Below are 13,093 nucleotides of genomic sequence, written 5' to 3' on the forward strand. Positions count from 1 at the left end.
CGCGCAACTCTCGTCGCCGCAAGCGCGGGCCTGCATCACGGACGTTCACGCATGTGCAAATTCCTCCACCGGGCCGGGGCGAGCACGCAATACACCTACGCCGTTTCTAGAGGTTGAAATCATGTCTCACAGCCACCGCGTGGTCGACCATATCGTCGGGCATCTCGCGTCAATCGGGGTCGACTACATATTCGGCGTCGACGGCGGCAACATCGAGGACCTGTACGACGCCGCATTCTTGCATTCGGACATCGACGCGGTGCTGGCCAAACAGGAGTTCTCGGCCGCCGCGATGGCCGACGGATACAGCCGCAGCCGCGGTGGCTTTGGTGTGGTGGCGACGTGCGGCGGAGGCGCGCTGAACCTTGTTGCCGGGCTTGGGGAATTGTTCACCAGTCGCATGCCGCTATTGGCGCTGGTGGGCCAGCCACCGACCACGATGGATGGTCGCGGCAGCTTCCAGGACACGAGCGGTCGCAACGGTTCGCTGAACGCCGAGGCGCTGTTCTCCGAGGTGTCGGTCTTCTGCCGCCGGGTGCAGACCCCCGCCGACATCGCCTCGGCATTGCCCGCCGCCGTGGCAGCGGCGCGCACGGGTGGCCCGGCGGTGTTGTTGCTGCCCAAAGACATTCAGCAATCGCAGGTAAGCATCAATGGCTTCATGCCTGAACACGGAATCGAGCGGCCGCGAGACATCGGCGATCCGCGTCCGATCGTGGGAGCGCTGCGCCGGGTGAGCGGTCCGGTGACGATCATCGCCGGTGAGCAGGTGGTCCGCGACGACGCGCGCGCCGAACTGGCATCCTTGCGGGCCGTGCTGCGCGCGCGGGTGGCATGCGTGCCCCACGCCAAGGACGCCGCAGGCACACCGGGTTTCGGGTTGTCGTCGGCGCTTGGCGTCACCGGCGTCATGGGCCACCCGGGTGTGGTGGAAGCGGTGGCGGATAGCGCGTTGTGCCTGGTGGTGGGCACCCGGCTACCGGTGACAGCCCGCGCCGGCCTGGACGCTGCCCTGGCCGCCGTGCCCACCATCTCGATCGGGTCGGTACCGCCGTACGTCGCGTGTACCCACGTCCACACCGACGACCTGCAGGCCTCGCTGCGAATGTTGACCAGCGCGCTGACCGGCCGCGAGCGGCCAACCGGGATTCGAGTGCCGGATGCGGTATCCAGCACCGAGTTGACGCCGCCGCGGTTCGACGGTCCCGGTGTGCGTTACCGCGAAGCGATGGGCATGCTCGACCGCCTGTTGCCCGACGGCGCGGACATCGTGGTCGACGTCGGCAACAGCGGCGCCGCGGCCGTCCACTATCTACCGGTTCGGCGCGGGGGCCGGTTCGCGGTCGCCCACGGCATGGGTTACAGCTTTGGCGCCGGCATCGGAATGGCGTTGGGGCGTACCAAGTTCGGGCGACAGACCGGGCGCGTCGTGGTGCTAGCCGGGGACGGCGCCTTCTTCATGCACGGCATGGAGGTGCATACCGCAGTGCAATACCGGTTACCGGTGACGTTCGTCTTGTTCAACAACAACGCCCGCGCCATGTGCGCAATGAGCGAAAAGTTGTTCTACGGAAATCGGCACAGTTACAACACCTTCACGACGAGTCGGCTCGGGGCCGGCCTCGCTGCGATGTTCCCACAGCTTCCAGCGGTTGACGTCAGCGACGTCGACGGCTTCAGCGCCGCCATGCATTCGGCGCTGGAGGCCGATGGACCGTCGGTGATCAGCGTCGAATGCGCCGCCGGCGAAATTCATCCTCTCTCGACGTTTCTCGGGCCTGTGACGTCGGAACCTGTTGCTTGCCAAGGTGTCACGAAGGAGAACAGAACCGATGTCGTCTTCAGCGCTTGACGACATCGCCGACGACATTGCCGACGAATCGCCGCCCGTATCGGCACCAGCGCACTTTCAACGCCTACATCAGCCTAAATAGGAGTACGTCGCGATCATGCTCAATTACGGTACGCAAAACGACCTGCTTGGACCGTTGACTGCAGCTCAGCGGTCGATCTGGACTGCTCAGCTGCTGCAGCCCGAAGTCTCTTACAACTTTGCCGGCTACGTCGTGATCGACCACGATGTCGACGCCGAAAGGCTCAGCGATGCCTGCCAAGCGGCCACGAGCCGGTTCGGAACACCTTGCGCGAGGCCGTCTTTGGATGACGGTGAGCTGGTCTTCATGGTCGACCGCTCGCTTCCGCAGACCGTGCGCTGCATCGACCTGCGCACCGAGCGCGACCCGGTGGCCGCCGCTCGCGGCTGGATGCAAGACGACTACCGCCGGCCGTTCGATCCGCTGCGCGACCGCCTTTGTGACTTGGCGCTGCTGCGGATCACCGACGAATTGTCGTACTTCTACTTGCGCACCCACCACGTTCTCTTCGACGGGTTCGGGGCGAACAACTTCATCCGCTACATCGCCGCCGTGTACACGGGTTCGGTTTCCGACACCACCGACGTCGTCGACTTCTCCGAGTTTGCGCTGATCCGTGACGCGGAACTGAAGTACCAGGAGTCGTCGCGCTGCGCTGCCGATGCCGAGTACTGGAAGGCCGTCATGCGCGAGCCTTTGGAGGTCACCGACCTGGCAGGTACGCGCAGGCTCGCGCCGCCGCGCCACCCCGTCGTGCACGAACTGGTGTGCAAGCACCGCGTGTCCGACGACGGGCGCGGCCAGTTCGATGTCGCACGGGCGATCGCGACGGTGGCGGTTTTCATCGCGAAAACGACGGGGCGGCAGAACGTCTCGATGTCGTTGGCGGTTTCGGGACGCACGACCGCGGCGCTGAAACGGTGTGCCGGCATGATGTCGAACCTGTTGCCGCTGCGCGTCAGCGTCGACGACGGCGAAAGCATGGCCGCGCTGACCGATCGGGTCGGCAAGGACTTGATCGGTGCGCTGCGCCATCAGCAATTCCGGCGCTGGCCGGATCTGATTGCCGATACGGCCCCTCTGGACATGAACGTCGAGTTCGGGCCGGTGATCAACGTGATGGCCTTCGCCGAGCCGCTTCGTTTCGGACCGTCGGAAGCGACCTTCGAGGTCTTCAACTTCCCCGTACAGGACGTCGCGTTCAACATCTATCCGCGGACGGTCGACGGCAGGCCGCGAATTCAGTTCGCGTGGAACCCGGATCGCTACACCGCCGACGAAATGGCCAGGCACATCCGTCGTCTGGAATTGCTCCTCGACCGCCTACTCGTACCCGATGCCTCGGTGACGGTGGGACGGGTGTCGGTGCTGGATCGCGGTGAGCGCGATCTGGTGTTGTCGGGCTGGTCCGGGTTCGGGCTGCGCGCTCCGGTCGGGGTGGCGCCGCAGTTGTTGGCCGTGGCGGTGGCCGCGGATCCAGACGCGGTGGCGGTGCTCGACGGTGTTCGGCAGGTGTCCTATCGCGAACTGGACGAATGGTCAACGCGGTTGGCGCGGGTGCTGATCGAGGCTGGGGTCGGCCCCGAGCGCGCGGTCGGCGTGGCGATGGATCGCTGCGCGGAGTTGCTGGTGGCCTGGTGGGCGGTGGCCAAGGCCGGCGGCGTCTATGTTCCGGTCGATCGTTCCCACCCGGTGGAGCGGATCGCCACGGTGCTCGACGCGGTGGACGCCGTGTGCATGGTGACCTGCGGCACCGACACCGTGGCCGGGGCCGGGACGCGCCCGGTGCTGCGCATCGACGGCATGGACCTGTCCGGACGGTGCGCCAAGCCCATCACCGACGCCGACCGGCGCGGGAAACTCGAGGTCGGCAACACCGCCTACGTCATGTTCACGTCGGGGTCCACCGGCACGCCCAAGGGCGTAGTGGTCAGTCACGCCGGCCTGGTGGGATTGGCTGCGGCGCAATGCAAGGTGTACGGGTTGGGCGCGCAATCGCGGGTGCTGATGGTGGCCGCGCCGACGTTCGACGCGTCGATCTTCGATGTGTTGTGGGCGGTCGGCTCGGGGGCGACGTTGGTGGTTGCCCCGCCGCAGGCCTACGGCGGCGAGGCGCTGACCGCATTGCTGGACGAGCAGCGGGTCAGCGCGGCGGTGGTGACGCCCACGGTGCTGGCCTCGCTGGATCGGTCCCGGCTCGACGAGGTGGACACGCTGGTAACCACGGGAGAGGCCTGCCCGCCGGAGTTGGTGGCCGCCTGGGCACCGGGCCGGCGGATGTTCAACGGCTACGGACCTTCCGAGGCCACCATCTGCGCCACCTCCACCGCGCCGCTGTCGGCGGGGCAGCCGGTCACCATCGGCGCGCCGATTCCCGGCATGTGCGCGCTGGTGCTCGACGCACGGCTCAACCCCGCCCCGATCGGGGTGGCCGGCGAGCTCTATCTGAGCGGACCCGCGCTGGCGCACGGCTATCTCGGCCGCCTGGGGTTGACCGCCGAACGGTTTGTGGCCAACCCCTACGGCGATGCCGGGGGGCGGATGTATCGCACCGGCGATCTGGTGCGCTGGACGTCGGCCGGTTCCCTGGACTATCTCGGCCGCGCCGACGCCCAGATCAAGCTGCGCGGGCAGCGCATCGAACTTGGCGAAATCGAAAACACCCTGCTGGCCTGCCCGCAGGTCGGCCAGGCCGCCGCCACCGTGCACCGCGGCCCCACCGGCGACCGCCTGATCGGCTACGTCAGCGGCATGCCCGAGCCCGACCCGATCGTCGTCCGTCAGCGGCTGAGCGCGCGGCTGCCCGAATACATGGTGCCGGCCGAGATCGTGGTGCTCGACACGTTGCCCCTGACCTCCTCGGGCAAAGTCGACCGGCGGGCCCTGCCTGCCCCGGTCGCCGCCGCCGCACCCTTCCGGGCCCCGGACACCGAGACGGAAAAGGTCATCGCCGAGGCGTTTGCCGACGTGTTGGGCGCGGACCGGGTCGGGCTCGACGACGACTTCTTCGCCCTCGGCGGGGATTCGATGACCGCCACCCGGGTGAGCGCGCGCCTACAGCTGGCACTGGGCAGGGAAGTGCCGGTGCGTTATCTGTTCGACGCGTCCACGGTCGCCACGCTCGCCGACTATCTGCACCGGCATCGTGGCGGCGCCGCACGCGCACCGTTGCAGGTGATGCCGCGCCCGGAGCGCGTTCCGCTGTCGTTCGCCCAAAGCCGGCTGTGGTTCCTGGACCGGTTCGAGGGCGGGGGCGCGACCTACAACATGCCGATCGCCTTCCGGATCAACGGGGCGCTGGATGTCGAGGCGCTGGGAGCGGCCCTCGATGACGTCATCGCCCGCCACGAATCCCTGCGCACCATATTTCCCGACGTCGACGGTGCGCCGTTCCAGCAGGTGTTGCCCGCCCGGGCGGGGATGTGGCGGCGCGGGGCCGCGGCGGTGGTGTCCGTGCCGGAGTCCGACGCGCTGCAGGAGCTGTTGACGCTGGTGGCGTACCGATTCGACCTGTCCGCCGAAATCCCGATCCGGGCCCAGATCTATTCCGTGGGACCCGAGCAGTATCTGGTGGGAATTGTCGTGCACCACATCACCTATGACGGGCGGTCACTGCCGCCGTTGGCCCGCGATGTGGCCGAGGCCTATCGGGCACGCCGGCAGGGCCTGGCCCCGCAGTGGGCGCCGCTGGCCGTGCAGTATGTCGACTACACGCTGTGGCAGCGCGCGCACCTGGGCGATCTCGACGACAGCGACAGCCCCATCGCCGCGCAGCTCGACTACTGGAAACACACGCTGGCCGGCATGCCCGAACGCCTGGCGCTGCCCACCGACCGGCCCTACCCGGCGGTGGCCGATTACCGCGGCGCCAGTGTGCCGGTCGACTGGCCGGCCGAGCTGCAGCGACGGGTGCGCGGGGTGGCCGGCGAGTACAACGCGACCAGCTTCATGGTGGTTCAGGCCGCCCTGGCGGTGTTGTTGGCCAAGCTCAGCACCAGCAGCGACGTGGCGGTCGGGTTCTTGATCGCCGGCCGGCGCGACCCGGCACTGGATGAGCTGGTCGGCTATTTCATCAACACCTTGGTGCTGCGTGTCGACCTGGCCGGTGATCCCACCTTCGTCGAACTGCTGGCCCGGGTGCGCCAGCGGGGCCTGGCCGCCTTCGAACACCAGGACGTGCCCTTCGAGGTGCTCGTCGAGCGGCTGAACCCCACCCGAAGCGCGACCCATCACCCGCTGTTCCAGGTCGTGTTGTCCTGGCAGAACTTCGCCGGGCAGGACGACCCCGCCGCGGCGTTGGCCCTAGGCGACGTGCAGATCACGCCGCTGCCGGGCTCGCGGCGGGTCGTCGACGACACCCGGATGGATCTGGTGTTCTCCCTCGGCGAACGCTGGACCGAGGACGGCGAGCCGGCCGGCATCGGGGGCACGGTTGACTTCCGCACGGACGTGTTCGACGCGACCACCATCGAGACGCTGATCGAGCGGCTCCGATCGGTTTTGACCGCGCTGACCACCGATCCCGCGCGGCGGCTCTCGTCGGTGGACGTACTGGATGCCGGCGAGCACGCCGACATGGATGCCTGGGGCAACAGGGCGGTTTTGACCGAGCCCGCGGACACGTCGGTGTCGATCCCGGTGGTGTTCGCCGAGCAGGTGGCGCGCGCGCCGGAGGCGGTGGCGCTCAGCTGTGGGCGGCGTTCGTGGACCTACCGCGAGGTCGAGGAGGCCGCTAACCGGTGGGCGCACGTTCTGGTCAGCCACGGTGTCGGGCGGGGCCAGTGTGTGGCGCTGCTGTTGCCCCGCTCGGCCGAGGCGGTCGTGGCGATCCTGGCGGTGTTGAAGACCGGTGCGGCGTATCTGCCGATCGACCCGATGCATCCCGACAGCCGGGTCCGCTTCATGGTGGACGACGCCGGGCCGATCGTCGCGCTCACCACCGCCGGGCTGGCCGACCGGCTGGACGGGTGCGACCTGTTGGTCATCGACGTCGACGACCCACGCATCACGAGCTACCCGAGCGCGCGGCTGCTGGCGGCGGCTCCAGACGACATCGCCTACTTCATCTACACCTCGGGCACCACCGGCGCGCCCAAGGGGGTGCCGATCACCCACCGCAATGTCATCCGGCTGCTGCAGTCGCTGGACGCCGAGATGGCGCCGGGACAGGTGTGGACGCAGTGTCATTCCCTGGCCTTCGACTACTCGGTATGGGAAATCTGGGGCGCGCTGCTGCGCGGAGCGCGACTGGTGGTAGTGCCCGAGTCGGTGACCCGCTCACCAAAAGACTTGCACGCCTTGCTCGTTGCCGAACAGGTTAACGTGCTGAGTCAAACCCCCTCGGCGTTCTACGCACTGCAAACCGCCGACGCCCTGTCCCCGGAACTGGGCAGGCAGCTCAAATTGGAGACGGTGGTGTTCGGCGGGGAAGCGCTTGAACCGCAACGTCTTCGGACATGGCTGCACGACCACGCGGGACTGCCGCGTCTGATCAACATGTATGGCATCACCGAGACCACGGTGCACGCCTCGTTCCGGGAGATCGTCGCGGCCGACACCGACACCGCCGCGAGCCCGGTCGGGCGGCCGCTGTCACACCTGGCCTTCTTTGTGCTGGATGCGTGGTTGCGGCCGGCGCCGGCGGGCGTGGTCGGCGAGCTGTACGTGGCCGGTTCCGGTGTGGGACTTGGGTATTGGCGGCGGCCCGGCCTGACCGCGGCGCGGTTCGTGGCCTGTCCGTTTGTGGGCTCGGGAACTCGGATGTATCGGACCGGGGACCTGGTGTGCTGGGGTCCCGACGGGCAACTGCGGTATGTGGGGCGCGCCGATGAGCAGGTCAAGATCCGCGGGTATCGCATCGAGCTCGGCGAGATCGAGACCGTCCTCGCCGCATACCCGGGGGTGGCGCAGGCCGCGGTGATCGCCCACGCGACCAGCTCCGGCGCGAGTGCGGCCGAGCGGGTCAGCGACAAGCGATTGGTGGGCTATGTCGTGCTGAACCGAACGATCCCGACCGGGGAAGGCGATGAGTCGGCGATCGAACGCGTCGCCGAGCTACGCCGCTTTGTGGCCGGCCGGCTGCCCGAATACATGGTGCCGGCGGCGATCATGGTGGTGGAGTCGCTGCCGTTGACGGTCAACGGCAAACTCGACCGGCGGGCGCTGCCTGCGCCGGAATTCGTTACCGCGGAGGGCTATCGGGCGCCGCGTGATCAACGAGAACGGGTGTTGGCCGCACTGTTCGGCGAGGTGCTCGGGGTGGCGCGGGTCGGCATCGACGAGTCGTTCTTCGACCTCGGCGGGCATTCGCTGTCGGCGACCCGGCTGATCGCGCGGATCCGGACCGAACTGGGTGCCGAGGTTCCGATCCAGGCGTTGTTCGACGCGTCCACCGTGGCCGGATTGGCCGAGTGGATGAACGCGCACGCGGGGGAGCGGGCGAGGCCGGCGTTGACGGCACAGCAGCGGCCCCCGATGGTGCCGTTGTCCTACGCGCAGAGCCGGTTGTGGTTCATCGACCGGTTCCAGGGCGGCGCCGCGACCTACAACATCCCGATCGCCTTCCGGATCGTCGGGGCACTAGATGTCGAGGCTCTGGGCGCGGCCTTCGACGATGTCATCGCCCGCCACGAATCGCTGCGCACCATCTATCCCGACGTCGACGGCGTGCCGTTCCAGCACGTGTTGCCCGCCCAGGCGGGGATGTGGCGGCGCGGCGACGCGACGGTGGTGTCCGTGCCCGAGCAGAACTTGCTCGGCGAGTTGGCGGCGCTGCTGGGGTATCGCTTCGACCTGTCGTCGGAAGTCCCGATTCGCGCGCAGGTCTATTCGGTGGGACCCGACCATTATGTGGTGGGAATTGTGGTGCACCACATCGCCTTTGACGGGTGGTCCATGGCTCCGATGGTCCGTGATGTCGCGCAGGCCTATCAAGCGCGGCGGAACGGCACCGCCCCGGCGTGGACGCCGCTGGCTGCGCAGTACGTCGATTACACGCTGTGGCAACGGGATTGGCTGGGCGCCGAGTCCGACCCCGACAGTGTGATCGCCGAGCAGTTGCGGTACTGGCGACAGGAATTGGCCGACGTGCCCGAGGCGGTGTCACTGCCGGCGGATCGGCCACGCCCGCCGGTGCCCAGTTATCGCGGTGATGCGGTGGAACTGCGCATCGACCCGCAGCTGTGGGCGGGGGTCAAAGCCGTGGCGGCGGCGCACAACGCGACGGTCTCGATGGTCCTGCAGGCGTCGTTGGCGATGCTGCTGCACCGCGTCGGCGCCGGCGAGGACGTGGTGATCGGCGCGACGATCGCCGGACGGCTCGATGAGGCACTCGATGATCTGGTCGGCTTCTTCGTCAACTCGTGGCCGTTGCGAGTGGGGGTCAGCTCGGGCCACCGGTTCAGCGAGGTGCTCCAGCAGGTGCGGCAGAAGGCGCTGGACGCCTATGGCAACCAGGAGGTTCCGTTCGAACTGCTGGTCGAGCAGCTCAACCCGGTGCGCTCCACCGCGCATCACCCGCTGTTCCAGGTGGCTTTGGTCTTCCAGAACAACGCGCGCCCCGACATGGTGGCGATCGACGGGCTCAGCGTCGAGCCGCTCGCGGCGGACGTCCACACCGCCAAGTTCGAGCTGGATTTCAACATCGCTGAAGTGCCCACCGAGGATCCGGCCGCCCCGATGGCCGCCGGGACGGTGACGTATGCCACCGATCTGTTCGACCGGGTCACCGTCGAGCGGTTGGTCACCTGGTTCGGGCGGGTGATCGAGGCGGTGGTCGCCGATGCCGCGGTGGCGGTGGGGGACGTGGCGCTGCTGGATCGCGGTGAGCGCGAGCGGCTGAGGGGCTGGTCCGGTGCCGGCGCGCTGGACGCGCCGGTGGGGCTGGGCCCGCAGTTGTTGGCCGCGGCGGTGGCCGCCGATGCGGACGCGGTGGCGGTGCTCGACGGTGTGCGGCAGGTGTCCTATCGCGAACTGGACGTGTGGTCGACGCGGTTGGCCCGGGTGCTGATCGAGGCGGGGATCGGTCCCGAGCGCGCGGTCGGCGTGGCGATGGATCGCTGCGCGGAGTTGGTGGTGGCCTGGTGGGCGGTGCTCAAGGCGGGCGGCGTGTACGTGCCGCTGAATCGGGCGCATCCCGGCGAGCGGATCGCCACGGTGCTCGACGCGGTGGACGCCGTGTGCGTGCTGACCTGCGGCGCCGACACCGTGGCCGGGGCCGGGGCACGCCCGGTGCTGCGCCTCGACGGCATGGACCTGTCCGGGCGGTGCGCCAAGCCCATTACCAACGTTGATCGGCTGGCGCCGTTGGCGGTGGATGAGACCGCGTACGTGATATTCACCTCCGGGTCCACCGGTGCCCCCAAGGGGGTGGCGGTCAGCCACGCCGGTCTACTGGGCGTGGCGGCGGCGCAGCGCGACGCGTTCGGGTTGGGCGCCGAAGCCCGGATGCTGATGGTGGCCGCACCGACCTTCGATGCTTCGATCTTCGAGTGGTTGTGGGCGGCGGCGTCGCGCGCGACGTTGGTGGTGGCGCCCCCGGACGCGTACGCCGGTGCGGCCCTGACCGACTTGCTGCGCGACCAGCGGGTCAGCGCGGCGCTGGTGACCCCGACGGTGCTGGCTTCACTGGATCGGGAGCGGCTGGAGGGACTCGAGACGCTGATCACGGGCGGGGAGGCGTGCCAGGCCGAGTTGGTGGCCGCCTGGGCGCCGGGCCGGCGCATGTTCAACGCCTATGGGCCTTCCGAGACCACCATCTGGGTCAGCTATGCGCCGCTGTCGGCGGGGCGGCCTGTCAGCATCGGCGCACCGATCGCCGGGGTGCGTACGTTGGTGCTCGATGCACGCCTCAACCCCGCGCCGATCGGGGTGGCGGGCGAACTGTATATGGCCGGACCCGTGCTCGCCCACGGTTATGTGAAGCGGCCGGAGTTGACGGCGGAACGGTTCGTGGCCAACCCGTTTGGGGACGCCGGCGAACGCATGTATCGCACCGGTGATCTGGTGCGCTGGACCTCGGCCGGCTTGCTGGAGTACCTGGGCCGCGTCGATGCGCAGATCAAGCTGCGCGGGCAGCGCATCGAACTCGGCGAGATCGAAAGCACGCTGCTGTCCTGCCCGCGGGTCACCCAGGCCGCGGCCACCGTGCACCGCGGCCTCACCGGGGACCGCCTCGTCGGCTACGTCAGCGGCGTGCCGCAACCCGATCCCGCGGTCCTGCGTGAGCAGGTGGGCGCGCGGTTGCCCGATTACATGGTGCCGGCAGAAATCGTGGTGCTCGAAGAGTTTCCGTTGACCTCCTCGGGCAAAGTCGATCGTCGGGCGCTGCCGGCACCCGTGCTTGCCGCCGCCCCCTTCCGGGCCCCGGAAACCGAGACGGAAAAAATCGTCGCCGAGGTGTTCGCTCAGGTGTTGGCCGTGGATCGGGTCGGGCTCGACGACGACTTCTTCGCCCTCGGCGGCAATTCGATGATCGCCATCCAGTTGAGCACGCGGCTGCAGCAGGCGCTGGGCCGGGAAGTGCCGGTGCGCTATCTGTTCGATGCGTCCACCGTCGCCGGTCTTGCCGATTATCTGCATCGCCATCCCGGCTGCGAAGACACCGTTTCCGTGCAAGAAGTGGTTCCGGTCCAAACCCTGAAAAAGGGTACCGGCGTTCCGCTGTTCTGCATTCACCCCGGGGGTGGGGTGAGCTGGCTCTATCAGGCGCTCGGCAATTACGTGGAGTGCCCGATCATCGGAATTCAACAGGTTCCCGATGGCGAAGAGGCCGAGCCCCGGTCAATTCGCGATATGGCGAACAACTACGCCGACCGAATTCAACGAATTCATCCGGCCGGGCCCTACAACCTTCTCGGTTGGTCTTTCGGGGGCGTGGTCGCCCATGAAATCGCCATCGAGTTGCAGCGGCGCGGATGCGACATCAACTGCCTGATCCTGCTGGACGCACAACCCAGAACGGACGATCTACCCGAAGAGGATCTCCATGACTGGACCAAGCACATCGAAGCGCTGCGCTTCTATCGGATCGGCGGCCAAGAACAGGCTGAGGCGGTGACCTTCGAGCACATCGAAGCGCTGATCCGCGAACGGGGCGCCGCGGAATTCGCCGCGGAGTTCCCGCGCTACCAGCAGGTTCTGGATCTGTTCATTCGAAACATCAACAGCGACATCGAATTGGCTCAACGGCACGAGCCCGGTGTTTTCAATGGCGATGCGATCGTCTTTTCCGCTACGCGTGGCGAGACCACTCAGTCGCTGCTGCAAAGTTGGCGACCTTACGTTGCCGGCGACATCACCGAGCACGCGGTCGACTGTACGCATCAAGAGATGCTCACAACCGAATCGCTCAGCATGTACGGCAAACAACTCAAAGATTCATTGGAACAAGTTCGATCTGGCGAGGTCTGCCAGCCCCTCGATTGTGAGCGGCCCGGCGAACTCGAGCGGTTCGGGGAACGGAGGGGCACGTTGAGTACCGGCACGAGCACGATGGACGTCGTTCCCGGCGTCTGCCCATTCAGGCATCTGCAAGACCCGGCAGACGACATCGAGGCGACAGAGCCACAGGCCAAGCTGGCCTATGCGGATTACCTGCACATCGACGAGCTGCTGGGCGCGGTTCAGCCGTTGTTTGGGGACGGCGACCCCGTCGTCTGGGGCGACGAGAGGTACTTTCTGATCATCCACCAAGCCTCCGAGCTGTGGGTGTCGCAGATCTTGGTCGACCTCGACCTTGCCCTCGAGTCCGCCCGCCGTTCGGACTTCGACCGGGCGATCGGCCGGGTGAAACGCGCCAACGCCCTGCTCGAGCTGGTCGTGACGACGCAGAACGCCCTGCAACACCTTGCCGTGGACGATTTTCACCGGTTCCGGCCCCGGTTGCAGGGCATGAGCGCCGGGCAGTCGGCCCAGTTCACCACCATCCTGGCCGGCGTGCGCTACGCGCCCCTGGCGGCACTGCTCGAGATCGTTGCCGACCGGAGCAACGGCGACAGGCGCACCCGCCGGCAACGCCTGCACCTCGGAGCGCACCTCGACGTGTTCATCGCGGGCCTCATGCGCTGGCGGCTGGCGCACCTGGACGTGGTCAGCCCCTTCGTCGGGGACACCCGGGGGACGGGCGGCAGCGTGGGGATCGGCTTCCTGATCGACCGGCTCTTCGAGGGTTCCAGCCCCGCACCGGACCGAATGTTCAGCTGCTAGGCGAGTGGACCGCC

The 13,093-nt window shown here is 67.9% G+C and carries 2 protein-coding genes; both read left to right on the top strand.

What is annotated here, in order from left to right; all coding sequences use genetic code 11:
* Positions 1 to 121 precede the first annotated feature (121 nt).
* Complete coding sequence (locus AC5Y5B_RS14955; RefSeq protein ID WP_500005699.1) at positions 122 to 1,852, top strand: thiamine pyrophosphate-binding protein; 1,731 nt, start codon at positions 122 to 124, stop codon at positions 1,850 to 1,852.
* A 97-nt stretch (positions 1,853 to 1,949) separates the two neighbouring features.
* Complete coding sequence (locus AC5Y5B_RS14960; RefSeq protein ID WP_500005700.1) at positions 1,950 to 13,079, top strand: amino acid adenylation domain-containing protein; 11,130 nt, start codon at positions 1,950 to 1,952, stop codon at positions 13,077 to 13,079.
* Positions 13,080 to 13,093: the final 14 nt, after the last annotated feature.

The sequence above is a fragment of the Mycobacterium sp. NGS33 genome (assembly GCF_059812885.1).

What these genes read in the sequence shown, in the direction of transcription:
- AC5Y5B_RS14955 (WP_500005699.1), top strand. Translation starts at nt 122, where the DNA reads ATGTCTCACAGCCACCGCGTGGTCGACCATATCGTCGGGCATCTCGCG.
- AC5Y5B_RS14960 (WP_500005700.1), top strand. Translation starts at nt 1,950, where the DNA reads ATGCTCAATTACGGTACGCAAAACGACCTGCTTGGACCGTTGACTGCA.